The organism is Pseudomonas shirazensis (assembly GCF_050496565.1).
Taxonomy (GTDB): Bacteria; Pseudomonadota; Gammaproteobacteria; order Pseudomonadales; family Pseudomonadaceae; genus Aquipseudomonas; species Aquipseudomonas shirazensis_A.
Window position 1 is genome coordinate 768,681 of sequence record NZ_JBNWAE010000001.1, and the last position, 24,546, is coordinate 793,226.

Here is a 24,546-nt window from a genome sequence, read left to right on the forward strand (position 1 = left end):
GTTTCAGAACGGCGCTTATAGCCGAATCTGCTGACAGGTTATAAAACTCTTATCAACACAGTTATCCACAGGTTGTGCCATCTGCATGACCCTCTGTCGATCAAGGATGATCAGCCATGCCCGTTCCCCTTTCGTCTGACTGTCCACCTGCTGAATTAGAGGCGCGGCTGCGCCTGCATCGCTTGCCTGACGTCGGTATGCGGCGTTTTCTTACACTGATTGAAGCGTTTGGCAGTGCGTCCTCGGCGCTCAGTGCACCGGCCACTGCCTGGCGCACGCTGGGCCTGACTGCCGCCGCCTGCGAGGCCCGGCGCAGCCCTGAAGTGCGCGATGGTGCCAGCGCTGCAATGGCCTGGCTAGAGCGTCCGGGCCAGCATTTGCTGATGTGGGACCAGCCTGGCTACCCGCCACTGCTGGGCGAAATTGACGATGCCCCGCCGCTGCTGTTTGTGGCCGGCAACGCTGAAATCCTCGAGCGTCCGCAGCTGGCAATCGTCGGCAGTAGGCGCGCTTCGCCCCCAGCGCTGGACAACGCCGCGGCTTTTTCGCGCTACCTCGCCCGCGCCGGTTTCACCATCACCAGCGGCCTGGCTTTGGGCGTGGACGGTGCCGCTCATCGGGCTGCGCTGGACGCTCAAGGCAGCACAATCGGGGTGCTTGGCACGGGTCTTGAAAAACTTTATCCACAGCGCCACAAAGCCCTCGCGCAGGAGATGATCGAGCGTGGTAGCGCGGTGGCTTCAGAGTTCCCGCTGGACGCCGGGCCACTGCCTGGCAACTTCCCCCGGCGCAACCGGATCATCAGTGGTTTGTCGCTCGGTGTGCTGGTGGTCGAGGCCGGTACCGCCAGCGGCTCGCTGATCAGCGCCCGCCTGGCGGCCGAACAAGGCCGCGAGGTGTATGCCATCCCCGGCTCGATCCATCACCCCGGCGCCAAGGGTTGCCATCAGTTGATTCGCGATGGCGCGCTGTTAGTGGAAAGCGTCGAGCAGATCCTCGACAGCCTGCGCGGCTGGCAAAACCTGCCGCCGGTGGCTGTGGATAAACCCACCCATCCCCTGCTCGCCTTGCTCCATGCTGCCCCGCAAACCAGCGAAGGCCTGGCCCGCAGCAGTGGGCAGGCGCTGGCGCAGGTGCTTGCCAGCCTGACCGAGCTGGAGCTGGAGGGCCGGGTCAGCAATCAAGCTGGGCGTTGGTTTGCGCGGTCTGGCTGAGTAAACTGCAGGTCAGCGTACTTCGGAGAAACAACAATGGTCAGCAGTTGGCGTGTGCAGCAAGCCGCACGGGAAATTCGCGCGGGCGCGGTGATTGCCTACCCGACCGAAGCAGTCTGGGGCCTGGGCTGCGACCCGTGGAACGAAGACGCGGTGTACCGCCTGCTCGCGCTCAAGTCGCGACCTGTGGATAAAGGCCTGATTCTGGTGGCAGACAGCATCGAGCAGTTCGACTTCCTGTTCGAAGACTTCCCCGAAGACTGGATCAAGCGCATGGCCGACACCTGGCCTGGCCCAAACACTTGGCTGGTACCGCATCAGGGCATGTTGCCGGAGTGGGTCACCGGCCAGCACGACACCGTCGCCCTGCGCGTCAGCGATCATCCACAGGTGCGCGAACTGTGCGCGCTGGTTGGGCCGCTGATTTCCACCTCGGCTAACCCCGGTGGACGGCCGGCAGCGAGGAGTCGCTTGCGGGTGGAGCAGTATTTCCGGGGGGATCTGGATCTGGTGTTGGGTGGGTTGCTGGGTGGGCGGAAGAATCCGAGCGTGATTCGCGATCTGGCCACTGGCGAGGTGGTGCGGGCGGGGTGATGGCAGAGGCTGTTACCAGCCTCTTGCTCGTAGCACGGTGCGTTAGCTGAATCTGGTATGAAGATCCGGAAATACCAGCTGCGCAAACCACACAGGCAGACCTGGATGGACCTCACGTGATTTTGACGATGAGGCTTCCACCAGTTCCAATTTGATCAGCAGCCTCAGTTGGTCTGTAGCCATTCGATCTGACATACCCAGATAGATTTTGAAGTCAGCCCTGGATACCACACCCTGAATCAACAGCAGGTGCAGTGCTCGGGCTGCTTCTGGCTTTACCCCTGCGTCGACGATTCGGGGCTCGAACTTCACGATACGTTCCAACCGGTCATGCAGTTTCTGCACACCCATGGCATCGATCGTGTAATTGATTTGGTCTTTGCAGACTTCGAGCATGAATCTCACAAACTCGATCAAGCCTGCTTGAGTCAACTGACCCCGGCCATCGAGGTCCCCGCGACGAGGTTGATCAGCAGCACGAAGCTTGGCGTAGTACTCACTTTGCCGGCGAGCCAGGCCGCGTGAGATGGACCACAGCGGCGAACCGAGGCCGATTTTCACGAGCTGCAGGTGAGTGACCAATCGGATCAAGCGACCGTTACCATCTTCGGCCGGATGGGTAAACGCCAGGCGATGGTGATAAGCCAGGGCGTGCAGCAGTCGAGCGCGTGGCTCTGCCGATTGGCCGTAGACCTCTTCCATCCGCGTAATCATCGACGCGACTGACTCCCAGCCGGGCGCGGCATGGTCGCCCACCAGAACATTGCGCTGGGACTCGTCTCTGAGCTGACCGGGGACCAGTAAGCGCCCGTCAGAGAGCTTCAATTCCTGCTCAGGCGCATCCTGGAACAGCCTGCGATGCAGGTTGCACAGCATGCGCCGCGAGAACATCTCTCTCCAGGTGATCGACTTGAACCGCTGAAGCGCTCGCTCCAGCGTTTCCTGTACAACGATATGAGTGACGGCCAGCTCTCTAAGCTCTTTGGGCGCTCGCACCTTCATCCTAGGCGCGAGGGACGCAGGCTCTGTGAACTGACCTTCGATCAAATTGCTGTAGTAACTGTTGGTAAGTCGCATTAAGCGGCCAACCCGTTTAGCGGTCTCAGGGGCAAGCGTCCCCTCAAGCTTCCCTGCGAGATAAGGCAACTCGTCTGCCAGCGCCAAGACATCGGCGGGATACCCTCCAGACGGTATCAAAGGCTCAAGCCAATGCTTGCCTTGCATAAACTCAATCGCCATCAAATTCACCTGATTTCGCGGATATTTTTGCGGATATTTAAAGCGCGTGCAGGCCTTTGAATACGGGGCTTTAGGCGGATTAGTTTACTTGATTAAGGGTGTTTTTCGCGGATATTTTAGCGGATATTTTTACAGCATTTTTTCGGCGTGGATTGAGCCTGTCGGGGCTGCTTTGCAGCCCTTTCGCGACGCAAGGCCGCTCCTACAGGGACCGCGTCAGACCTGCTTGCGCGGTCCCCGTAGGAGCGGCCTTGCGTCGCGAAAGGGGTGCGTAGCGCCCCCAGCATTTATGGCTGGTACCGAAGTGCTAAGCGCGGAGACTGTTGCCCAGCACTACCCAGTCAGGTGCAGGATATTTCTGATTTTTACCAAAAGGCTGTGCGGATCGCATTCAGCGAAATATCCTACGCACGCTGTCGGACGTCATCACCTTCTCAGTGGGAACTCGTGCCTCTAGGCTTCATTCCGTCACCGAATATCTCGGTGATGGGGTGTGGTAACCCGCAGTGTTGACGAATTCACAGCCTATGGCGGCTGTGCGTGGGAGGCTTATGCCTGCCGGGTTCGTCTTCCCCCGGTTTACCACCCTGCGTACAGCTGCCACCTATTGCCGTGTGGTAACGGTTGTTGGCAGCTCCATAGTCTGGGAGCGAATGATGAAAAAGCTAGTCCCTGATCCACCCATGCCCTCCACCACCGCCCACGCCTTCGGCCGCTGCGAAGCCGGCCATCCTCCGCTCTTCTCAGTAAACCCAAACATCCCCATCGAAGACGCTCTGGTCCACGTTGCACTGCACCTGCGCTGTGCCTACGAAACCGGCATGCAAGCCATGGAGCACGTGCGCGAAGAAGGTCGTGGCCTGTACTGGGCCAACCTGCATGCGGTGGAAGCGGCTGAGGGTGTGGTCGAGTCGCTGCTCGACAATTTCGAGGCAGGCACGCTGGAGAAGCGTATGTCGCTCATCTGACAGCCGCTGTGTTGGATATTGGGGCCGTTAGCCGGCCCCAATCACTCAGGGCAGCAGTACAGTCGAACCAACGGTGCGCCGCGCCGACAGCTCGCTCTGCGCCTTGGCCGCTTCGCTGAGCGGGTAGCGCTGCTGGATATCCACCGTCAGCTGGCCGCTGGCGATCATGGCGAACAGGTCATCGGCCATGGCCTGGGTGTTCTCGGCGTTGTTGGCGTAAGTCGCCAGGGTCGGTCGGGTCACGTACAGCGAACCCTTCTGCGCCAGAATCCCGAGGTTGACGCCACTGACCGCGCCAGAGGCGTTGCCGAAGCTGACCATCAAGCCGCGTGGCTGCAGGCAGTCCAGCGAGGTCAGCCAGGTATCGGCGCCAACACCGTCGTACACCACCGCAACCTTTTTGCCGTCAGTCAGCTCAAGCACGTGCTTGGCGACGTCTTCGTGGCTGTAGTCGATAGTCGCCCAGGCGCCGAGTGCCTTGGCCCGCTCGGCTTTTTCCGCCGAGCTGACCGTGCCGATCAGCTTGGCGCCGAGCGCTTTCGCCCACTGGCACGCCAGTGAGCCAACCCCACCAGCTGCGGCGTGGAACAGGATCACTTCGCCCGGCTGCACGGCGTAGGTCTGTTTGAGCAGGTACTGCACGGTCAGGCCTTTGAGCATCACCGCGGCGGCCTGCTCGAAGCTGATGCTGTCGGGCAGTTTGACCAGGTTGGCCTCGGGCAGCGTGTGCACTTGGCTGTAGGCGCCCAGCGGGCCACCGACGTAGGCGACGCGGTCGCCGACCTTGAGCCGGGTGACACCTTCGCCGACTGCATCGACGATGCCGGCACCTTCGGTGCCCAGGCCCGAAGGCAGTGCTGGCGGTGGGTACAGGCCGCTGCGGAAATAGGTGTCGATGAAGTTCAGGCCGATTGCCTGGTTGCGTACACGAACCTGCTGCGGGCCGGGTGGGGCCGGGTCGAATTCGACCAGTTGCAGTACTTCGGGGCCGCCATGCTGGCTGAACTGGATACGCTGGGCCATCTCGCACTCCTGTTGTCGGATTGGATGCAGGCCTTCTATCGGACGCCTTTGCTTGACTGCCGTCAACTGCGACGCGCCGGTTGCCGGTGGTATGCTACGCGGCGAATTCTTCCCTGCTCCTCCCAGGTGACCCCGATGACCAGCCGCACCGAGGCCGTGAAGGCCTATCTGCTCGACCTGCAAGACCGCATCTGCTCTGCCCTCGAACGCGAAGACGGCGGCGCCCGCTTCGTCGAGGACGCATGGGTGCGCGAAGCCGGTGGTGGCGGGCGCACGCGGGTGATCGGGGATGGCGCGCTGATCGAAAAAGGCGGTGTCAACTTCTCCCACGTGTTCGGCAGCGGCCTGCCGCCGTCGGCCAGTGCTCACCGGCCAGAACTGGCCGGGCGCGGCTTCGAGGCGCTGGGGGTATCGCTGGTGATCCACCCGCACAACCCGCATGTGCCGACTTCGCACGCCAATGTGCGGTTTTTCATCGCCGAGAAAGAAGGCGAAGAGGCGGTGTGGTGGTTTGGCGGCGGCTTTGACCTCACGCCCTACTACGGCAACGAGGAAGACTGCGTGCACTGGCACCGCGTCGCCGAGCAGGCTTGCGCGCCGTTCGGCGCCGACGTCTACCCGCGTTACAAAGCCTGGTGCGACCGCTACTTCCACCTCAAGCACCGCGGCGAGCCGCGTGGCATTGGTGGGCTGTTCTTCGATGACCTCAACGAGTGGGACTTCGACACCTGCTTCGCCTTCATTCGGGCGATCGGCGATGCCTATATCGACGCCTACCTGCCGATCGTGCAGCGGCGCAAGGCCACGCCTTATACCGCCGAGCAGCGCGAATTCCAGGAATACCGCCGTGGGCGCTATGTCGAGTTCAACCTGGTCTACGACCGTGGCACCCTGTTCGGCCTGCAATCGGGTGGGCGTACCGAGTCGATCCTGATGTCGCTGCCGCCGCAAGTGCGCTGGGGCTATGACTGGAAGCCGCAGCCAGGCAGCGAAGAAGCGCGCCTGACCGACTACTACCTGCAAGACCGCGACTGGCTAGCCCAGTAAGCCCTGTGGATAACCGAGGAAGCGCCATGGACCAATACGTCGTTTTCGGCAACCCGATCGGCCACAGCAAGTCGCCGCTAATCCACCGCCTGTTTGCCGATCAGACAGGCCAGCACATTGAATACAACACCCTGCTGGCGCCGCTGGACGAGTTCAGCGACTGCGCTCGCGGCTTCTTCAAGCAAGGCCAGGGTGCCAACGTCACCGTGCCGTTCAAGGAAGAGGCCTACCGCCTGTGCGACAGCCTCACCGAGCGCGCCCAGCGCGCCGGCGCGGTCAATACCCTGACCAAACTGGCCGACGGCAGCCTGCAAGGTGACAACACCGACGGCGCCGGCCTGGTGCGCGACCTCACGCAAAACGCTGGGGTCGAGCTCAAGGGCAAGCGCATCCTCATCCTTGGTGCCGGCGGCGCGGTGCGCGGGGTGCTGGAGCCGATCCTGGCGCATAACCCGCTGGCGCTGGTGATCGCTAACCGCACGGAAGAAAAGGCCGAGCAGCTGGCGCATGAGTTCGATGCGCTGGGCCCGGTGGTGGCCAGTGGTTTTGCCTGGCTCAGTGAGCCGGTCGACGTGATCATCAACGCCACCTCAGCCAGCCTAGCCGGGCAGATGCCGCCGATTGCCAACAGCCTGGTCGAAGCTGGCCGCACCGTGTGCTACGACATGATGTACGGCAAGGAGCCGACTCCGTTCTGCCAGTGGGCAACTCGTTTGCAGGCAGCCCAGGTGCTCGATGGCCTGGGCATGCTCGCCGAGCAGGCGGCCGAGGCGTTCTTCATCTGGCGCGGGGTGCGGCCGGATACAGCGCCGGTGTTGGATGAGCTGCGGCGCCAGTTGGCGCGGGGCTGAGGATCGGGCGCGTCTCAGAAGTGTGTCTGATTTGAGAATGTTGGGGCTGCTTTGCAGCCCTTTCGCGACGCAAGGCCGCTCCTACAGGGGACCGCGTCAGCCTGGGTGGACGCGGTCGGCGTAGGAGCGGCCTTGTGTCGCGAAAGGGGCGCGAAGCGCCCCCAGCATTCTGAAAGGTGTACTCAGTCCTCAAAGCATATCGGGCACGCATGCGCCCCTTCCAGCTTCTGCAACTCTTCGATCACCTGCGGTCTGGCCCTTTGCAGCGTCAGGCTGCCGCCATTGCGCGCCAGCCGCCGCGCTTCGCGGTGGAGCATGTCGACGCCTGAATAGTCGATAAAGTTGACCTGCCGCGCATCGATCAGCACATGCGGTCCCTGGCAGCGTTGCAGGCGCACTTGCAGGTAGTGCGCTGCGCCAAAGAAGATCGACCCACCGACACGCAACACATCCGTCTCGCCTTCGCGGCTTTGCAGCACGCGGGGCTGTGAGGTGCGCTTGAGGTAGAAGAACAGCGACGCCAGCACGCCGGCATAGATCGCCGTCTGCAGCTCCAGTAACAGCGTCGCCAGCGCCGTCAGGGCCATTACCAGAAACTCCGCCCGGCTGACCCGAAACAGCGCGCGGATGCCGCGCACATCGATCAAGCCCCAGCAGATCAATAGAATGCTGCCAGCCATGGCCGGGATCGGCAGGTGCGCGATCAGCCCGGCGCCGGTCACTGCGAACAGCGCCACCCACAGCGCTGAGAACACCCCGGCCAGCGGCGAACGTGCGCCCGCATCGTAGCTCAAGCCCGAGCGGGTAAAGGAGCCGGATGAGAGGTAACCAGAGAACACGCTGCCGACCATATTCGACAGGCCCTGGGCGCGGATTTCCTGATTGGCATCGATCATCTGCTCGGAGCGCGACGCCAGCGAGCGGGCAATCGACAAGCTGGTCACCAAACCGAGCATGCCCACCGCCACGGCGCTTGGCAGGAGGCGCAGGATCAGCTCGAAATCCAGCAAGGGCAGCGGGCTCAAGGGCGGTAACTGGCCGCTGAACGCCGGCACCCGCGCCACCTGGCCAAACCACTGCGGCAGCAACCAGGCGATCAGGCTGACCAGCAGCAGACTTATCAACAGGCTCGGCCAGCGTGGTCGCCATAGCTTCAAGAGCAGGCCAAGCAGCAACGTCGCCAGGCCCAGCGTCAGCGCTGGCAGGTCAATTTCGCCAGCGTGGCTGAGCAGGTCCTGCAGGGTTTTCAGCGCCGTGGCCTGGCTGGCCAGCTCGATGCCCAGCAGGTTTGGCAGTTGCCCCAGGGCAATAACCACAGCAGCGCCAAGGGTGAAACCGAGCACCACCGAGTGCGAAACGAAATTGACCAGCGCGCCAAAGCGCACCAGCCCGAGCACCAGTTGGAAGGCGCCGGCTAGAAACGTCAGCAGCAGGATCAGGCTGATGTAATCGCTGCTGCCACTGACGGCCAGCGGGCTGACACTGGCATACAGCACGATCGAGATGGCCGCGGTCGGGCCGCAGATCAGGTGCCACGACGAGCCCCACAGGCAGGCGATGATCACCGGCACGATGGCCGCATACAGGCCGTACTCGGCCGGCAGGCCGGCGATCAGCGCGTAGGCGATGGATTGCGGCAGGGCGAGGATGGCACCGCTCAGGCCGACCAGCAGGTCCTGGCGCACGCTGCGTGGCGTTTGCCGCGGCAGCCACGTGAGGAATGGCAGCAGATGACTGAGGCGATGCATGAGTTATCCACAATCCTTAAGGTTTCGCCGAGATTGACCGCACCACCTGACCCCAGTTCTGCGGGGCTGTTCGCAAGGTCAGAGCTTGGCTTTGACTGCCTCCAGCCCATTGCTATCGGCTTTGGTAGTCACGCCGAGCAGCCATTCGTCCAGCAATTCAGGGTGCGCTTGCACCCATGCCTTAGCCGCTTCATCGAAGCTGATCTTCTTATCCACAACCTGGGCCATGATGCTGTTTTCCATGTCCAGTGTGAACTTAAGATTCCCCAGCAGCTTCGCCGCATTCGGGCACGCTTGTGGATAACCCTTGCGGGTTAGCGTGTATACCTCGCCTTTGCTGCCGAACCACTTCTCGCCGCCGGTCAGGTAATGCATCTTCAGCTTCACGTTCATCGGGTGCGGGGTCCAGCCAAGGAAGGTGATGAACTGCTGTTTCTTGATCGCCCGATCGACCTGGGCCAGCATCGCCTGCTCGCTGGATTCCACCAGCTTCCACTGGCCAAGGTTGAATTCATTGTTGTCGATGATTTCTTTCAACGAGAGGTTGGCCGGGGCGCCGGAGCCGATACCGTACAGCTTGTTGCCGAACTGAGCGGCGTGTTTCTGCAGGTCAGCGAAGCTCTTGACCCCGGCGTTCCACACGTAGTCGGGCACCGCCAGGGTGAACTCGGTTCCTTCCAGGTTGCGTGACAGCTGCTGGACATCGCCGTTGGCGACGAACTTGTCATGGAAGCTCTGGTGCGCCGGCATCCAGTTGCCAAGAAAGGCATCGACCCTCCCATCCTTGAGGCCGCCGTAGATGATCGGCACGGCCAAGCTGTCTATTTTGACCTGGTAGCCCAGGCTTTCCAGCAGCAGCCGGACGACTGCGTTGGTCGAGGCAATATCACTCCAGCCAGGGTCGGCCAGTTTTACGGTGCTGCATTGCGCGTCGCTGTCGGCTGCGTTCGCCGTAGCGATGCCCAGAGCCAAAGCAAGTACGGCGGTGGAGAACGTGTGCATGGCGGCCTCTCTTCTCAATCCAGGGGTGCGGGCTGTGGATAACGTGCCTTGCGCTCGAGGTCGTCGAGATCGATGTGGTTGCGCATGTACTGTTGGCTGGCATCTACCCAGGGTTGATGGTCCCAGCTGTTCAGCTTGCCGATGGCCAGCGCTTCGCCAACCAGGCGCCGGCGGCGCTGGCTGGCCAGCACCTGCTGGCGCAGGCTGGGGATATCCCAGCGCTGGTGTGCTTCATCGACAAATGCCTGCAGCAGCGCCTGGTGCTCCGGGCTGCCGGTGAGGTTCTCCCGCTCGTGCGGGTCGCGGCTCAGGTCATAGAGTAGACAGGGGTCGTCTTCGCTGTACACGAACTTGTAGGGCCCGCGGCGGATCATCATCAGTGGGCCGACCGTGCCCTCAGCCATGTATTCGCCGATGACTTCGTCGTGACCGCCCTGCCCTTGCAGATGGCCGAGCAGTGAGCGGCCGTCCAGGTGCAGGTGTTTATCCACAGCGCCACCGGCCAGCTCTACCAATGTCGGCAGCAGATCACAGGTTGATACCGAGGCGCTCACCCGGCTGGCGGCAAAGCGCTTGGGTGCATGAATCAGCAGCGGAACCCGCGCCGACATCTCGAACCAGTGCATCTTGTACCAGAGGCCGCGCTCGCCCAGCATGTCGCCGTGGTCGCCGGAGAACACGATCAAGGTGTCGTCGGCCAGCTTGCACTCCTCCAGGGTCTGCAGCAGCTGGCCGATGTTGTCGTCGATGTAGCTGCAGGCGCCGAAGTAGGCTCGGCGGGCATCGCGGATTTTGTCCACAGGCAGCGGCTTGTCCCACAGGTCGTAAACCTTCAGCAGGCGCTGTGAGTGGGGGTCCAGTTGTGCCTGACTGAGCGCGGTGGGCATCGGAATATCGACACCCTCGTAGCGATCCCAATATCGCTTGGGGATGGTGTAGGGGTCGTGCGGGTGGGTCATGGACACCGTGAGGCAGAAAGGTCGCCCGTGGTTCTCGCGCACATGGTCGTACAAGTACTGGCGCGCTTTGAACACCACCTCTTCGTCGAAATCCAGCTGGTTGGTGCGCACGCACGGCCCTGCCTGCAGCACCGAGGACATGTTGTGGAACCAGCTCGGGCGCACGTGCGGTTCGTCCCAGTTCACCGCCCAGCCATAGTCGGCTGGGTAGATGTCGCTGGTCAGCCGCTCTTCATAACCGTGCAGTTGGTCCGGGCCGCAGAAGTGCATTTTGCCGGACAGCGCAGTGCGATAACCCAAGCGGCGCAGGTAGTGCGCATAGGTCGGTACATCGGCGGGAAAATCGGCAGCATTGTCGTAGGCGCCGATGCGGCTCGGCAGTTGGCCACTGACCAGCGTGAAGCGGGAAGGCGCGCACAATGGGCTGTTGCAGTAGGCTGAATCAAACACTACCGCCTGTTCGGCCAGCCGGCTCAGATGCGGCATCTGCACGGGCGAAGTGGCATAGATTGGCAGCAGGGGTGCGGCCATTTGGTCGGCCATGATGAACAGGATATTCGGGCGCGTCATGTCGGCTTCCATTGTTGAAGGTTATGCGATCCGCGTGCCTTTCAAGATGCGACTTCCGCTAACATGGGTAAAGCCCATGGCGGGCAATGACTGGGATTAGCTGAGCTTATGTTTGAACACCTTGCCGGGCTGTCGCTGGATACCTTGCGCGTGTTCGAAGCGGCCGCGCGCCTGCGTGGCTTTACCCCTGCTGCGTTGGAGCTTGGCACCACCCAGCCGGCCGTGAGTCAGCAAGTGAAGCGCCTGGAAGCAAAGCTAGGCACGCGCCTGTTCGACCGTATTTATCGGGGCATTCAGCTCACCGAAGCCGGCCAGTTGTTATTCGAACAGGTGCATCAGGGCCTGCAGGCGATGGATGACGGCATCGCCCAGGCCAGCGGTCGCGGCCAACGCGAGGTGCTGCAGGTGGCTACCGACTTTGCTTTTGCAGCATTCTGGCTAATGCCGCGCCTGCAGCGCTTTCATGAGGCTTACCCACAAGTGGATGTAAGCCTGGTGACCGGTGAACGTAGTCAGGGCATGTTGCGCCCGGACATCGACGTGGCGGTGCTGTTTGGCGATGGGCGCTTCCATCAGGGGGAGAGCCGCTGGTTGTTCAATGAAGAGGTTTTCCCTGTGTGCAGTCCCCGGATGACTGACGGCAAAGCCTTGTCAGCCTCGGCTTTGCAACGCTTGCCGTTGCTGCATTTGAAGGGCGAGCAGGCCAGCCGCTGGTTTGACTGGGCGGGGGTATTTCGCGGCTTTGGCGTGTCCAGCCCACCGCCGGCGGGGCAATTGCGCTTCGATAACTACACGCTGCTGATTCAGGCGGCGATTGCCGGCCAAGGTGTGGCGATTGGCTGGGGGCACCTTGTGGACGGCCTGGTGGAACAAGGGTTGTTGTGCCGGCCATTGGCGGGAAGTTTGCGCTCGGACCGTGGCTATTACGTGGTATTACCGCCGCGCAAGCGCCGTGGGCCGTTGATCGAGCGGTTTGTAGATTGGCTGGAGCAAGAGCGCAACCGTTAAGAGGTTGGGCCGCTATGTGGTCTGGGCTATCTTTCATTACATCACTGCCTTGCCGGCGGTGATGGTTGCAGCGTAATCAGGAGCTATCGTGCAGAGAATCAAGGGTTACCACGCGCACGTCTATTACGACGCGCACAGCATGGAGCAGGCGCGGGAGCTGTGCGAGGAGGCAACACGGCTGTTTCCCGTGAGCATGGGGCGCATGCATCAGAAACCGGTCGGGCCGCATCCGGACTGGAGCTGCCAGCTGGCGTTTGCGCCGGAAGTGGTAGGCGTGGTGCTGCCGTGGTTAGCGTTGTATCGGCGTGGGCTGGTGGTGTTTCTGCACCCGCTGACTGGCGATGAGCTGGCCGATCACCGTGATCATGCGATCTGGATGGGCGCTTTACGACCGTTGGACCTGTCGATCTTCGAGGAGTGAAGCAGGGCCATCCGCGCTGCGGCTGCGCGAACGGCCCAAGGCAACTCAGCGACGTGCCGAGCGCACGCCTTCAGCCAGCGCCGAGCACAGGCTCAGCACATCGTTGACGGCCTGTTCGTTGCTGTTGGCGTTGGCGATCTTGTCGACCAGCGCCGAGCCGACCACCACACCTTCAGCCAGGCGCGCGATTGCCGCTGCTTGCTCAGGGGTGCGGATACCAAAGCCGACGCTGATCGGCAGGTCGGTATGGCGACGCAGACGCGCCAGCGCCTCGCTGACGTGCTCGCTGGTAGCGGAGCCGGCACCAGTCACGCCGGCCACCGAGACGTAGTAGACGAACCCCGAGCTGCGCTCGAGCACGCGCGGCAGGCGCGCATCGTCGGTGGTCGGTGTGGTCAGGCGAATGAAGTCGATGCCCGCGGCCTGCGCCGGGGTGGCCAGCTCGGCGTCATGCTCGGGTGGCAGGTCGACGATGATCAAACCGTCAACGCCAGCCTCGTTGGCCTCGGCGACGAACTTCTCAACGCCAAAACGGTGGATCGGGTTGTAGTAGCCCATCAGCACGATTGGCGTGGTCTGGTTGTCGACGCGGAACTCGCGGACCATCTGCAGGGTTTTCGCCAGGGTCTGGCCGGCATCCAGGGCGCGCAAGGTCGCCAGCTGGATCGCCACGCCGTCGGCCATCGGGTCGGTGAACGGCATGCCCAGCTCAATCACGTCGGCGCCGGCGGCTGGCAGGCCCTTGAGGATGGCCAGCGAGGTGTCGTAGCCAGGGTCGCCGGCAGTGATGAAGGTGACCAGCGCCGAGCGGCCTTCGGCCTTGAGGTCGGCAAAGCGTTGTTCGAGACGGCTCATGCCTGTTTCTCCTGGGCGGCCATGTGGTTCATCACGGTTTGCATGTCTTTGTCGCCACGGCCGGACAGGCACACCACCATCAAGTGATCGCTAGGCAGGGTTGGCGCGCGCTTGATGGCTTCAGCCAGGGCGTGGGCAGTTTCCAGCGCCGGGATGATGCCTTCCAGGCGGCAGGTGGCGTGGAACGCATCGATGGCTTCGTCGTCGGTGATGCTGACGTACTCGACCCGTTTCACTTCATGCAGGAAGGCGTGCTCCGGGCCAATGCCGGGGTAGTCCAGGCCTGCCGAAATCGAGTGGGCATCGGTGATCTGGCCGTCGCCGTCCTGCAGCAGGTAGGTACGGTTGCCGTGCAGCACGCCCGGTACGCCGCCGTTCAGGCTGGCGGCGTGCTTGTCGGTGTCGACGCCATGGCCGCCGGCTTCAACGCCGATGATCTGCACGCTGGCGTCATCGAGAAACTCGTGGAACAGGCCCATGGCGTTGGAGCCGCCACCGACGCAGGCCACCAGGCTGTCGGGCAGACGGCCTTGTTTTTCCTGCATCTGGGCGCGGGTTTCCTTGCCGATGATCGACTGGAAGTCGCGCACCATCGCAGGATATGGGTGCGGGCCAGCGACGGTGCCGATCAGGTAGAAGGTATCGTCGACGTTGGTGACCCAGTCACGCAGTGCTTCGTTCATGGCGTCTTTGAGGGTGCCGGTGCCGGAAGTAACCGGGACGATCTCGGCGCCCAGCAGCTTCATGCGGAACACGTTGGCTTGCTGGCGCTCGATGTCGGTGGCGCCCATGTAGATCACGCAGGGCAGGCCGAAACGGGCAGCCACGGTTGCGGTGGCGACACCATGCATGCCGGCGCCGGTTTCGGCGATCAGGCGTTTTTTGCCCATGCGCTTGGCCAGCAGGACCTGGCCGATGCAGTTGTTCACCTTGTGCGCGCCGGTGTGGTTGAGCTCTTCGCGTTTGAAGTAGATCTGCGCGCCGCCACAGTGCTCGGTCAGGCGCTCGGCGAAGTACAGCGGGTTGGGCCGGCCGATGTAATCGCGCTGGAAGTACGCCAGCTGCTCAACGAAGGTTGGGTCGGCCTTGGCCGCTTCGTACTCGCGGGCCAGGTCCAGCACCAGCGGCATCAGGGTTTCTGCCACGTAGCGGCCACCGAACGAGCCGAACAGGCCGTCGGCGTCGGGGCCAGCGCGGAATTGGGTCTGGGTCATGGAGCGCTCCAAGGCGATATGGATGACTGATGGGCTTTACTCTAACTTCACTGCGCCCGGCTGAAAACCGATAAGATTGCGCAAACATGTCAGGAAATCTCACAGGTTATGCGCCTCGACCTCCCTCCCCTGAATGCCCTGCGGGCATTTGAAGCGACCGCCCGGCTGAACAGTGTCAGCCAGGCCGCCGAGCAGCTGCACGTTACTCACGGCGCGGTCAGCAGGCAGATCAAGGTGCTTGAGGAGCATCTTGGCGTGGCGTTGTTCGTCAAGGATGGGCGTGGCGTCAAACTCACAGATGCCGGCGTGCGCCTGCGCGATGCCAGCATCGATGCCTTTGACCGCCTGCGCGGCGTGTGTGCCGAACTGAGCCGGGACGTCAGCGAGGCGCCGTTCGTGCTGGGCTGCTCGGGCAGCCTGCTGGCGCGCTGGTTTATCCCCAGGCTTGGGCGGCTGAATGCCGAGCTGCCGGAGCTGCGCCTGCACCTGTCGGCGGGAGAAGGCGACCTGGACCCGCGCCGGCCCGGGCTGGATGCCCTGCTGGTATACGCCGAGCCGCCGTGGCCGGCAGATATGCAGGTCCATGTCCTGGCCGCAGAGCGCATCGGCCCGGTGCTCAGCCCACACTTCGCCGGCTCGCAGAGCCTGCGCAACGCCCCCACCGCGGCGTTGCTGCAGCAAGCCTTGCTGCACACCACCTCGCGGCCACAAGCCTGGCCTACCTGGGCGGCGCAGCATGGCCTGAGCACGGGCGAGCTGCAGCTGGGGCAAGCGTTCGAGCATTTGTATTATTTGCTGGAGGCGGCCGTGGCAGGCCTGGGCGTGGCGATCGCACCGCAACCATTGGTGGCGGATGACTTGCGTGCCGGGCGTTTGATTGCGCCTTGGGGGTTCTCGCCGACCAACGCCGCGCTGGCGCTGTGGGTGCCGCGGCGCGCCGCAGATGGGCGCGCCGAGCAACTGGCGCAGTGGCTGCGCCGCGAGCTGGAGCAGATGGCTTAGTTGCGTTTGGTCAGCAGGTAAGCAGCCAGCAGGCCCAGTGCGCCAACGGCAACGCCGGCGGCAGTCCATGGGTGCTCTTGGGCGTAGTCGCGGGTAGCGATGCCGGTTTGACGGGTGCGGGTCTTGACCTCGTCATAGGCGTCGCTGATGACGCTGCGCGAGTGTTTCAGGGCGTTTTCGGCGTTGCCGCGAATGGCCTTGAGGGACTTTTGCGATTCTTCGGAGGCGTCGTTCTTGAGCGTCTCGAGGGTGTTGAGGAGGCTCTCGATTTCGGCTTCCATGCTTTGCAGCGATGTCTTACGCAGGGTGTTGCGGGCCATGTTGACTCTCCTTCGCAATGGTAAGTGGCAGTAACTAGTGCGACTGCGCCGCGCGGCAAAAGTGCGATCGAACTTTTTCTCGAATTGACCGCTCGCAGGTAAATCAAGCCTGCACTGCTAGGCTCATCTGCGGTAATCACTCGAGGAACGCGCTAATGTCTGAGCATCGTACGTACAAGAAAATCGAGCTGGTTGGATCTTCCACGACCAGTGTAGAAGACGCCATCAACAACGCTATTGCCGAGGCCGGCAAGAGCCTCAAGCATCTGGAATGGTTCGAAGTTACCGAAACCCGCGGCCATATCGAGAACGGCAAGGTCGCGCACTTCCAGGTCACCCTGAAGGTTGGTTTCCGTATTGCCGAGAGCTGAAACACTACCGGGCTAGAGTGTCCGTGCAGGATGGGGTAATACAGTTCAGGGGCGCGCGTTGCGCCCTGTTTGATTTGATCTGAACAAGGAGAGCGATCGATGAACAAGCTACTGATGGCGATGGGTTTGCTGATGCTGGCCGGTGGTGCCATGGCCGCAGGCAAACCGTGCGAGGAGCTCAAGGCAGAGATTGCGGCCAAGCTGGATGCCAAAGGGGTCAGTGGTTATACGCTGGAGATCTTTGACAAGGGTGATCCAGCGGGCAAAGTGGTGGGCTCTTGCGAGGGCGGCACCAAGGAAATCGTTTATTCGCGTAAGTAATGCTGCCTGCGATTGGGGCTGCTCTGCAGCCCTTCGCGGCGGTCCGGCGTTCCGGTAAACCCGCTCCCACAGGTTACGGCGGCGCTGCAAACCTTGTGGGAGCGGGTTCACCGGAACGCCGGACCGCCGCGAAGGGCCGCGAAGCGGCCCCAATTGCCTTTATTCGACCTTGAGCGCCTGCGCCAGCAGCTCGTACGACCTGATGCGGTCGGCATGCTCATACAGGTCACAGGTAAAGATCAGCTCATCGGCCCCGGTCTGCTCCAGCAAGACCTCGACCTTGGCCCGAACCTTCTGCGGGCTGCCGATCATCGCCAGACCGAGGAAACTCATCACCGCCTCGCGCTCATGGGGCAGCCACAGGCCGTCCATGGTGCTCACCGGTGGGCGCTGCATCAGGCTCTGGCCGCGCATCAGGGCAAGGATGCGCTGGTACACCGACGTTGCCAGATATTCTGCAGTTTCGTCCGTATCAGCGACCACCATCGGCACGCCGAGCATCACATAGGGCTTGTCGAGCACCGTCGACGGCTTGAAGTGATTACGGTAGGTGCGAATCGCCTCATGCATGTAGCGCGGCGCAAAGTGCGAGGCAAAGGCGTAGGGCAAGCCGCGCATGCCAGCCAGCTGGGCGCTGAACAGGCTGGAACCGAGCAGCCAGATCGGCACTTCGGTGTCATAGCCGGGTACGGCGATCACTTTTTGATCAGGTGTGCGTGGGCCGAGGTAGCGCACCAGCTCTTCGACATCATCGGGGAAGTCGTCGGCGCTGCCCGAGCGCTCGCGGCGCAGGGCGCGGGCGGTCATCTGGTCAGAGCCGGGCGCACGCCCCAGGCCCAGGTCGATGCGGCCGGGGTACAGGCTGGCGAGGGTGCCGAACTGCTCGGCGATCACCAGTGGCGCGTGGTTGGGCAGCATCACCCCACCGGCGCCGACGCGGATGGTCGAGGTGCCGCCGGCCAGGTAGCCGAGCAGTACCGAGGTGGCCGAGCTGGCGATGCCATCCATGTTGTGGTGTTCAGCCACCCAGAAGCGGTTGTAGCCAAAGCGCTCGACGTGGCGCGCCAGGTCCAGTGAATTGTGCAGGGATTGGGCTGGGCCGGCGTCGGCGCGTACCGGGACCAGGTCGAGGGTTGAAATCTTCAGATCACGCAACTGCGTCATCGCTGCCTCCGCAAAAAGTAAAGGGCGTTAGCCTTGTAGACTCTGTATGGGCAGATTCGATGGATTCAATGTTTGCCCGCGGATTGTTCTGAACTTGCCGTAGGTGGTGTCCTCTCAATCTTTACCTACACGCAAGCAACTATTCAGGGGACACCATGAAAAAGACAGCATCAGCGGTATGGCAAGGTGGTCTGAAGGATGGCAAAGGCATGCTCTCCACCGAGAGCGGCGCGCTCAAGCAGAACCCTTATGGCTTCAATACCCGCTTTGAAGGCACCCCCGGCACCAACCCTGAAGAACTGATCGGCGCTGCCCACGCCGGCTGCTTCTCGATGGCACTGTCGATGATGCTCGGTGAGGCTGGCCTGACCGCAGAGCGCATCGACACCACCGCCGAGGTCACCCTCGACAAACAGGACGACGGCTTCGCCATCACCGCCGTGCACCTGATCCTCAAGGCCAAGGTGCCGGGCGCCAGCCAAGAGCAGTTCACCGAGATCGCCAACAAGGCCAAGGCCGGTTGCCCGGTGTCGAAAGTGCTCAACGCGCAGATCAGCCTCGACGCCACGCTGGAGGGCTGAGGCGGCGCAACTGGGGCGGTTTGTTGTAGTCTAAGGACTGTCGGCAGTTGGCCTGCCGCTCCAGGAGCCGTCCCATGATTCGCGTCGCAATCGCTCTGCTGGCTTCGCTGCTCGCTACCTCTGCGTTAGCTGCAGTGAAGCCCTGCGAAGAGCTCAAATCTGAAATCGAAGCCAAGATCCAGGCGCAAGGCGTTGCTTCCTACACCCTGGAGATTGTTGCCAACAGTGAAGTCACCGACCCGAACATGGTGGTGGGCAGCTGTGAAGGTGGCAGCAAGAAGATCATTTATCAAAAGAATGATCAGTAACGGTTAATGCCATGGGGCTGCTCGGATTCGAGCAGCCCCATTTTCGTTACGGGATGCAAAACACGTCGCTGGGCTCATCTACCAACACCTTGCGACTGGTGTCGTACAGGTACACCTGCGGCTGCATGGCTGGCGCCCTGGCTTCCAGGCGATAACGCTGGCCGGCTTCGAAGTTGTCGAAACGTACGGTCAGGTAGCAGGTCCGCTCGGTGGGATCAGTGGTGAACAGTCCGCCACTGAGTTCGTAGTCAAAACGTACTCGCAGCTCGTGTTGGCCGGGGGGTACCTGGAAGTAGCGGCCGTCGTCGAGGCGCTTGCCATCCAGGCGATCAGCCATGATCACCTTGCCGGGGGTCATGGTGTAGAGGTCGACCCACGCCTGTTTCGGGTCAACGGGGGGCAAGGGGCTGGCGCAGGCCCCAAGTGTACTCAGGGCGATCAGCATCATGGGCTGGCGCATGGTGAAACTCCCACTTGCAGGTTACAAGCCTTGAGCATAGCGCCAATCGTCGTCATCAGCTGCGTTGGCAGCCGGCCGGTGCACCCTGGCCGACCAGTTTTTGTTGTTCATCGTAGAGTTTCAGCCACGGCCTGAAGCCGATGCTGCCTGCTTGCAGGCTGTAGCGCTGGCCAGCGTTGAAGTCCTTGAAGTCGACATTCAGCTGGCAGTCGCGCCATAGCGGCTCGGCCACCGGGCCAATGTTGCTCGGCGCTACCGGGAATTGATAGCGCACGGTGAGCTCATGCTTGCCGGGCTCAACCTCGAAGTAACGGTTGTCTTGCCAGTCGCGCTCGTCGACCTGCACGGCGTGCAGCGCCGTGTCATCGTTCGGCGCAAGATCGACCCAGGCCTTGCTCGGGTCGGCATCGGGCAGGGTGGAGCAACCCGACAACAGCAGTAAGGCGCCGATGGCTATCGGTGCACGCATGGCGATACTCCCCTTGGCGAGATAGTCTGTGGCTTTGCACAACCTTGAGCGAGATGAACAGCGGCGATGCTTTGCGATTTTTTTAGTCAGCGCTCAGGCCTTGGGGCACTCGACCGCGTTTTTTCACCTTTGGTTCCCGTACTGGCGCTCGTTCTGCTGAGCGGTTGCAGCAGCGTGAGCTACTACAGCCAGCTGGCCGAGGGCCAGTTGCAGTTGCTGCGTGCGCGTCAGCCGGTCGCGCAGGTGCTGCGCGACCCGGCGACAGATCCGGTATTGCGCGAGCGGCTTGAGCATGCCGAGCAGGCCCGAATGTTTGCCAGCGATGTGCTGAAGCTTCCGGATAACCGCAGCTACCGGGTGTATGCCGACCTGGGCCGGCCGTATGTGGTGTGGAATGTGTTTGCCACGCCCGAGCTGTCGCTGCAGCCAATCACCCACTGCTTCCCGATTGCCGGCTGCGTGGCCTATCGTGGCTACTACCGCCAGGGCGCAGCGCGCGGTGCAGCGGCGCTGATGCGTCAGCAAGGGCTGGACGTGTATGTCGGTGGCGTCGAAGCCTATTCAACCTTGGGCTGGTTCGATGATCCGCTGCTGTCGTCGATGCTTGGCTGGGGTGACGAGCGGCTGGCTTCTCTGATCTTTCACGAGCTGGCGCACCAGCGCTTCTACGTGAAGGACGACACCGAGTTCAACGAATCCTTTGCTACCTTCGTCGAGCAGCAAGGCACGCGGCAATGGCGCGCCGCCCGTGGCCTTGCAGCGATTGGCGAAGACGCCTCACGGCAACGCGAGCAGTTCATTCAGCTGGTGCTCGATAGCCGAGAGCGATTGCAGCAGCTTTACGCCGGACCGCTGTCCGATATCGCTAAGCGAGCGGCCAAGCACGCCGAGTTTGCCCGTCTACGCGATGAGTACCGGCAACTGCGCGATAGCCAATGGGCCGGCGACAAACGCTATGACGCCTGGATCTACGCGCCAATGAGCAATGCCAAGCTGTTGCCCTTCGGCCTTTATGACCAGTGGGTGCCGGCCTTTGCAGCGTTGTTCCAACAGGTCGGCGGGGATTGGCCGCGGTTCTATCAGGCGGTTGAACAGCTGGGCAAGCTGCCCCTGGCACAGCGTAAAGCTGAGCTGGGTAAGCTTGCACAGCCGTCGGCGAAGCCAATCAGGCCCTGATAAACGCCTGATGCAGTTCCGCCAGCGTTTCGAAATGGAAGGCTGGCGCTTCTGCCGTCAGCTCTTCGCGGCTGCCGAAGCCGTAGCCCACTGCAACGGCCTGCACGCCGTTGCTGCGCGCACCAATCAGGTCGTGCTTGCGGTCACCGATCATCAGGGTGTGCGCCGGGTCGAGGCCTTCCTGCTCGAGCAGGTGGGCGATCAGCTCGACCTTGTTGGTCCGGGTGCCATCCAGCTCGCTGCCGTAGATCACCTTGAAGTGATGATCGAAGGCGAAGTGGCGGGCGATCTCGCGGGCAAATTCCCACGGCTTCGAGGTGGCTACATAAAGCGTGCGGCCTTGCTCATTGAGCGCTGCGAGCAGCTCGGGCACGCCGGCATATACGCTGTTTTCGTACAGCCCGGTGACCTTGAAGCGCTCGCGGTAGAAGTTCACCGCCTGCCAGGCCTTGGCCTCGTCGAACTCGTAGAACTGCATGAAGGCCTGCAGCAAGGGCGGGCCGATGAAGTGCTCGAGGCGGGCCAGGTTCGGCTCGTCGATGCCCAGTTTGGCCAGGGCGTACTGGATCGAACGGGTAATGCCCAGACGCGGGTCGGTCAGGGTGCCGTCCAGGTCGAAAAGAATGGTCTGCTGGTGCATGGAGTCTCTCGGTTGTGCGGATGGGCGCCGCGAGGGCGTCATTCCGGGCGGTCGTAGCCTTCGGCCAGGTGCAGGTCTTTGAGCTTGACGTAGTTGGCGGCACTGTACGGGAAAAACGCCCGCTCCTTGTCAGTCAGTGCCCGCGCTTGTTTGACCGGGCTGCCGACATACAGGTAACCGCTTTGCAGGCGCTTGCCCGGCGGCACCAGGCTGCCGGCGCCGATGATCACCTCATCCTCGACCACCGCGCCATCCATGATGGTGCTGCCCATGCCGACCAGGATGCGATTGCCCAGGGTGCAGCCATGCAGCATGACTTTGTGACCGATGGTCACCTCGTCGCCGATGATCAGCGGGAAGCCGTCCGGGTTGAACGGGCCGGCGTGGGTGATGTGCAGCACGCTGCCGTCCTGCACGCTGGTGCGCGCGCCGATGCGGATGCGGTGCATGTCGCCGCGCACCACGGTCAGCGGCCATACCGAGCTGTCCTCGCCGATCTGCACGTCGCCCAGCACCACCGCCGAACGGTCGACAAAGGCCCGGGGTCCAACGATCGGAGTGTGTTGCTGAAAGCTACGAATGGCCATGATAGCGCCTCTCTTGAATGCCAATAGGCGGGCTGCCTGCTGCGGACGGCGTCGATTGTAATTAAGATGGTCCCATGTTTCTCCTGCCAAGGTATCCAAACCGTGAGTGCGAACAACCCGCTTCTGCAGTCCTACGATCTGCCGCCCTTCTCGGCAATCCGTGCCGAACACGTGTTGCCGGCGATCGAACAGATCCTGGCCGATAACCGTAAAGCCATTGCCGAAATTCTCAAAACCCAAGGCCAGACACCAAGCTGGGCCGGCCTGGTGCTGGCGATGGACGAACTCAACGACCGCCTCGGCGCCGCCTGGAGCCCGGTCAGCCACCTCAACGCGGTGTGCAACAGCGCCGAGCTGCGCGAGGCTTATGAGTCGTGCCTGCCAGCCTTGAGCGCCTACTCCACCGAGATGGGCCAGAACCGCGAGCTGTTCCAGGCTTATGAAGCTCTGGCCAACAGCCCCGAGTCGGCCAATTTCGATGTGGCTCAGAAAACCATCCTCGAACACGCTCTGCGTGACTTCCGCCTGTCGGGTATCGACCTGCCGGCGGACAAACAGCAGCGCTATGCCGAAGTGCAGAGCAAGCTCAGCGAGCTGGGCAGCCGCTTCTCCAACCAACTGCTCGACGCCACCCAGGCCTGGAGCAAGCACGTCAGCGACGAAGCCGCCCTCGCCGGCCTGACCGAATCGGCCAAGGCGCAGATGGCTGCCGCGGCGCAGGCCAAGGGCCTCGATGGCTGGCTGATCACCCTGGAATTCCCCAGCTACTACGCGGTGATGACCTACGCCAACGACCGCGCCCTGCGTGAAGAACTGTACGCCGCCTACTGCACCCGCGCCTCGGACCAAGGCCCAAACGCCGGCCAGTTCGACAACGGCCCGGTCATGAACGAGATCCTCGACCTGCGTCAGGAGCTAGCGCAGCTGCTCGGTTACCCGAACTTCGCCGAGCTGAGCCTGGCGACCAAGATGGCCGAATCGAGCGACCAGGTGCTGAGCTTCCTGCGGGACCTGGCCAAGCGCAGCAAGCCGTTTGCCGCCCAGGACCTGGCCCAGCTCAAGGCCTACGCGGCCGAGCAAGGCTGCCCTGAGCTGGCCAGCTGGGACGTCGGTTACTTCGGCGAGAAGCTGCGCGAGCAGCGCTACAGCGTTTCGCAAGAAACCCTGCGCGCCTACTTCCCGATCGACAAGGTGCTGTCTGGCCTGTTCGCCATCGTCCAGCGCCTGTACGGCATCGAAATCGCCGAACTCAAAGGCTTCGACAGCTGGCACCCGGACGTGCGCCTGTTCGAGATCAAGGAGAACGGCGAGCACGTCGGGCGCTTCTTCTTCGACCTCTATGCCCGCGCCAACAAGCGTGGCGGTGCCTGGATGGATGGCGCGCGCGACCGTCGCCGTACCGAGGCTGGCAGCCTGCAGAGCCCGGTGGCCAACCTGGTGTGCAACTTCACCCCGGCGGCGCCTGGCAAGCCGGCGCTGCTGACCCACGATGAAGTCACCACCCTGTTCCACGAATTCGGCCACGGCCTGCATCACCTGCTGACCCGCATCGAGCATGCCGGCGTCTCCGGCATCAACGGCGTGGCCTGGGATGCGGTAGAGCTGCCAAGCCAGTTCATGGAAAACTGGTGCTGGGAGCCTGAGGGCCTGGCGTTGATCTCGGGCCACTTCGAGAGCGCCGAGCCACTGCCGCAGGACCTGCTCGACAAGATGCTCGCGGCGAAGAACTTCCAGTCCGGCATGATGATGGTGCGCCAGCTCGAGTTCTCGCTGTTCGATTTCGAGCTGCACGCCACCCATGGCGACGGCCGTAGCGCGTTGGAGGTGCTGGAAGGCGTGCGTGATGAAGTCACGGTGATGCGTCCGCCGGCCTACAACCGCTTCCCGAACAGCTTCGCGCACATCTTTGCTGGCGGTTACGCAGCCGGTTACTACAGCTACAAATGGGCCGAGGTGCTGTCGGCTGATGCCTTCTCGCGCTTCGAAGAAGAAGGCGTGCTCAATGCCGAAACCGGCCGCGCCTTCCGTGAGGCGATTCTTGCCCGCGGTGGTTCGCGTGAGCCGATGGTACTGTTTGTCGACTTCCGTGGCCGCGAGCCGTCGATCGATGCCCTGCTGCGTCACTGCGGCTTGAGCGAGGATGCAGCGGCATGAGTGAGGTGCCTGTGAGCAAAACCAAAAAACGCTTTATCGCCGGGGCGGTGTGCCCGGCGTGCAGCGAGCCGGATCGCTTGACCATGTGGAGCGAAGACGGCGTGCCGCACCGAGAGTGTGTCGCCTGTGGGTTTACCGATACGCTCAACGAACAAGGCCTTTCGGTGCCCAAGGAGCTGGGCACGCGGGTCAATCAACAGGCGGTCAAGGCTGAGCCGATCAAAGTACAGACGGTGCAGTTCTTCCCTAACCCCAAGTTGAAAAAGCCCAGCGAGTAACT

28 protein-coding genes are annotated in these 24,546 nt (G+C 62.5%); 15 read left to right on the plus strand and 13 right to left on the minus strand.

The window, feature by feature from the left end; all coding sequences use genetic code 11:
• Positions 1–116: 116 nt before the first annotated feature.
• Together dprA and ACQZ2L_RS03465 are read left to right on the plus strand one after the other, a co-directional pair.
• Positions 117–1,214: a DNA-processing protein DprA gene (gene dprA, locus ACQZ2L_RS03460; RefSeq protein ID WP_430324657.1), complete on the plus strand. Its 1,098-nt coding sequence runs from the start codon at positions 117–119 to the stop codon at positions 1,212–1,214.
• A 36-nt stretch (positions 1,215–1,250) separates the two neighbouring features.
• On the plus strand, positions 1,251–1,808 hold the full coding sequence (locus ACQZ2L_RS03465; protein ID WP_430324658.1) for an L-threonylcarbamoyladenylate synthase: 558 nt from the start codon (positions 1,251–1,253) through the stop codon (positions 1,806–1,808).
• A 42-nt stretch (positions 1,809–1,850) separates the two neighbouring features.
• Here ACQZ2L_RS03465 and ACQZ2L_RS03470 read toward each other — a convergent pair whose 3' ends face one another.
• On the minus strand, positions 1,851–3,047 hold the full coding sequence (locus ACQZ2L_RS03470; protein ID WP_430324659.1) for a Fic family protein: 1,197 nt from the start codon (positions 3,045–3,047) through the stop codon (positions 1,851–1,853).
• Between the two features lie 653 nt (positions 3,048–3,700).
• Between ACQZ2L_RS03470 and ACQZ2L_RS03475 the strand changes: the two genes are divergently transcribed.
• A complete protein-coding gene (locus ACQZ2L_RS03475) occupies positions 3,701–4,015 on the plus strand; it encodes a DUF3077 domain-containing protein (protein ID WP_430324660.1) in 315 nt (104 codons plus the stop codon).
• Between the two features lie 45 nt (positions 4,016–4,060).
• Here ACQZ2L_RS03475 and ACQZ2L_RS03480 read toward each other — a convergent pair whose 3' ends face one another.
• Positions 4,061–5,038, minus strand: coding sequence for an NADPH:quinone reductase (locus ACQZ2L_RS03480; RefSeq protein ID WP_430324661.1), 978 nt, complete (start codon positions 5,036–5,038; stop codon positions 4,061–4,063).
• A 135-nt stretch (positions 5,039–5,173) separates the two neighbouring features.
• On the opposite strand from ACQZ2L_RS03480, the gene hemF reads away from it, so the two are divergent.
• Positions 5,174–6,085 carry an oxygen-dependent coproporphyrinogen oxidase gene (hemF, locus tag ACQZ2L_RS03485; protein WP_430324662.1) on the plus strand — a complete coding sequence of 304 codons (912 nt, stop codon included), beginning with the start codon at positions 5,174–5,176 and terminating at the stop codon, positions 6,083–6,085.
• Positions 6,086–6,111: 26 nt separating this feature from the next.
• Positions 6,112–6,936 carry a shikimate dehydrogenase gene (gene aroE / locus ACQZ2L_RS03490; RefSeq protein WP_430324663.1) on the plus strand — a complete coding sequence of 275 codons (825 nt, stop codon included), beginning with the start codon at positions 6,112–6,114 and terminating at the stop codon, positions 6,934–6,936.
• Positions 6,937–7,118: 182 nt separating this feature from the next.
• Here aroE and ACQZ2L_RS03495 read toward each other — a convergent pair whose 3' ends face one another.
• From ACQZ2L_RS03495 to betC, 3 genes are all read right to left on the minus strand, one after another.
• Positions 7,119–8,684: a SulP family inorganic anion transporter gene (locus ACQZ2L_RS03495; protein WP_430324664.1), complete on the minus strand. Its 1,566-nt coding sequence runs from the start codon at positions 8,682–8,684 to the stop codon at positions 7,119–7,121.
• A gap of 78 nt (positions 8,685–8,762) precedes the next feature.
• Complete coding sequence (gene choX, locus ACQZ2L_RS03500; RefSeq protein ID WP_430324665.1) at positions 8,763–9,686, minus strand: choline ABC transporter substrate-binding protein; 924 nt, start codon at positions 9,684–9,686, stop codon at positions 8,763–8,765.
• A 14-nt stretch (positions 9,687–9,700) separates the two neighbouring features.
• A complete protein-coding gene (gene betC / locus ACQZ2L_RS03505; protein ID WP_430324666.1) occupies positions 9,701–11,215 on the minus strand; it encodes a choline-sulfatase in 1,515 nt (504 codons plus the stop codon).
• Between the two features lie 108 nt (positions 11,216–11,323).
• On the opposite strand from betC, the gene ACQZ2L_RS03510 reads away from it, so the two are divergent.
• Both ACQZ2L_RS03510 and ACQZ2L_RS03515 read left to right on the plus strand, forming a co-directional pair.
• Positions 11,324–12,223 carry a choline sulfate utilization transcriptional regulator gene (locus ACQZ2L_RS03510; protein ID WP_430324667.1) on the plus strand — a complete coding sequence of 300 codons (900 nt, stop codon included), beginning with the start codon at positions 11,324–11,326 and terminating at the stop codon, positions 12,221–12,223.
• 88 nt (positions 12,224–12,311) lie between these two features.
• A complete protein-coding gene (locus ACQZ2L_RS03515; RefSeq protein ID WP_430324668.1) occupies positions 12,312–12,644 on the plus strand; it encodes a DOPA 4,5-dioxygenase family protein in 333 nt (110 codons plus the stop codon).
• A 45-nt stretch (positions 12,645–12,689) separates the two neighbouring features.
• On the opposite strand, the gene trpA is transcribed toward ACQZ2L_RS03515, so the two are convergent.
• Both trpA and trpB read right to left on the minus strand, forming a co-directional pair.
• Positions 12,690–13,499, minus strand: a complete 810-nt coding sequence (gene trpA / locus ACQZ2L_RS03520; protein ID WP_430324669.1) for a tryptophan synthase subunit alpha — start codon at positions 13,497–13,499, stop codon at positions 12,690–12,692.
• Positions 13,496–14,713: a tryptophan synthase subunit beta gene (trpB, locus tag ACQZ2L_RS03525; RefSeq protein ID WP_103435466.1), complete on the minus strand. Its 1,218-nt coding sequence runs from the start codon at positions 14,711–14,713 to the stop codon at positions 13,496–13,498. The genes trpA and trpB overlap by 4 nt, the downstream gene beginning before the upstream one ends.
• Before the next feature lie 108 nt (positions 14,714–14,821).
• On the opposite strand from trpB, the gene ACQZ2L_RS03530 reads away from it, so the two are divergent.
• Positions 14,822–15,715: a LysR family transcriptional regulator gene (locus tag ACQZ2L_RS03530; RefSeq protein WP_430324670.1), complete on the plus strand. Its 894-nt coding sequence runs from the start codon at positions 14,822–14,824 to the stop codon at positions 15,713–15,715.
• Here the strand turns inward: ACQZ2L_RS03530 and ACQZ2L_RS03535 are convergent.
• Positions 15,712–16,035: a DUF883 family protein gene (locus tag ACQZ2L_RS03535; RefSeq protein ID WP_101322745.1), complete on the minus strand. Its 324-nt coding sequence runs from the start codon at positions 16,033–16,035 to the stop codon at positions 15,712–15,714. The genes ACQZ2L_RS03530 and ACQZ2L_RS03535 overlap by 4 nt on opposite strands.
• 155 nt (positions 16,036–16,190) lie before the next feature.
• Here ACQZ2L_RS03535 and ACQZ2L_RS03540 point away from each other — a divergent pair, with 155 nt between their 5' ends.
• Positions 16,191–16,406, plus strand: coding sequence for a dodecin (locus ACQZ2L_RS03540; protein WP_101322744.1), 216 nt, complete (start codon positions 16,191–16,193; stop codon positions 16,404–16,406).
• A gap of 99 nt (positions 16,407–16,505) precedes the next feature.
• On the plus strand, positions 16,506–16,727 hold the full coding sequence (locus ACQZ2L_RS03545; protein WP_430324671.1) for a DUF1161 domain-containing protein: 222 nt from the start codon (positions 16,506–16,508) through the stop codon (positions 16,725–16,727).
• A gap of 159 nt (positions 16,728–16,886) precedes the next feature.
• On the opposite strand, the gene ACQZ2L_RS03550 is transcribed toward ACQZ2L_RS03545, so the two are convergent.
• Positions 16,887–17,891: an LLM class flavin-dependent oxidoreductase gene (locus tag ACQZ2L_RS03550; protein WP_430324672.1), complete on the minus strand. Its 1,005-nt coding sequence runs from the start codon at positions 17,889–17,891 to the stop codon at positions 16,887–16,889.
• Positions 17,892–18,046: 155 nt separating this feature from the next.
• Between ACQZ2L_RS03550 and ACQZ2L_RS03555 the strand changes: the two genes are divergently transcribed.
• On the plus strand, positions 18,047–18,472 hold the full coding sequence (locus ACQZ2L_RS03555; RefSeq protein ID WP_430324673.1) for an OsmC family protein: 426 nt from the start codon (positions 18,047–18,049) through the stop codon (positions 18,470–18,472).
• A 74-nt stretch (positions 18,473–18,546) separates the two neighbouring features.
• Positions 18,547–18,780, plus strand: a complete 234-nt coding sequence (locus tag ACQZ2L_RS03560) for a DUF1161 domain-containing protein (RefSeq protein WP_430324674.1) — start codon at positions 18,547–18,549, stop codon at positions 18,778–18,780.
• A gap of 46 nt (positions 18,781–18,826) precedes the next feature.
• Here ACQZ2L_RS03560 and ACQZ2L_RS03565 read toward each other — a convergent pair whose 3' ends face one another.
• Together ACQZ2L_RS03565 and ACQZ2L_RS03570 are read right to left on the minus strand one after the other, a co-directional pair.
• Positions 18,827–19,240 (minus strand): hypothetical protein, encoded by a 414-nt coding sequence (locus tag ACQZ2L_RS03565; RefSeq protein ID WP_314875371.1) that lies wholly within the window; start codon positions 19,238–19,240, stop codon positions 18,827–18,829.
• A gap of 55 nt (positions 19,241–19,295) precedes the next feature.
• A complete protein-coding gene (locus ACQZ2L_RS03570) occupies positions 19,296–19,709 on the minus strand; it encodes a hypothetical protein (protein WP_430324675.1) in 414 nt (137 codons plus the stop codon).
• Positions 19,710–19,775: 66 nt separating this feature from the next.
• Between ACQZ2L_RS03570 and ACQZ2L_RS03575 the strand changes: the two genes are divergently transcribed.
• The gene (locus ACQZ2L_RS03575; RefSeq protein WP_430324676.1) at positions 19,776–20,885 is read left to right on the plus strand and encodes an aminopeptidase; all 1,110 of its coding nucleotides are present in this window, start codon (positions 19,776–19,778) and stop codon (positions 20,883–20,885) included.
• Here ACQZ2L_RS03575 and ACQZ2L_RS03580 read toward each other — a convergent pair.
• Complete coding sequence (locus ACQZ2L_RS03580; protein ID WP_430324677.1) at positions 20,875–21,525, minus strand: HAD family hydrolase; 651 nt, start codon at positions 21,523–21,525, stop codon at positions 20,875–20,877. The genes ACQZ2L_RS03575 and ACQZ2L_RS03580 overlap by 11 nt on opposite strands.
• A 38-nt stretch (positions 21,526–21,563) precedes the next feature.
• Positions 21,564–22,112, minus strand: a complete 549-nt coding sequence (locus ACQZ2L_RS03585; protein WP_101322735.1) for a gamma carbonic anhydrase family protein — start codon at positions 22,110–22,112, stop codon at positions 21,564–21,566.
• A 66-nt stretch (positions 22,113–22,178) separates the two neighbouring features.
• Here ACQZ2L_RS03585 and prlC point away from each other — a divergent pair, with 66 nt between their 5' ends.
• Both prlC and ACQZ2L_RS03595 read left to right on the plus strand, forming a co-directional pair.
• Positions 22,179–24,266, plus strand: a complete 2,088-nt coding sequence (prlC, locus tag ACQZ2L_RS03590; protein ID WP_430324678.1) for an oligopeptidase A — start codon at positions 22,179–22,181, stop codon at positions 24,264–24,266.
• Positions 24,263–24,544 (plus strand): YheV family putative zinc ribbon protein, encoded by a 282-nt coding sequence (locus tag ACQZ2L_RS03595; RefSeq protein ID WP_314875382.1) that lies wholly within the window; start codon positions 24,263–24,265, stop codon positions 24,542–24,544. The genes prlC and ACQZ2L_RS03595 overlap by 4 nt, the downstream gene beginning before the upstream one ends.
• Positions 24,545–24,546 lie beyond the last annotated feature (2 nt).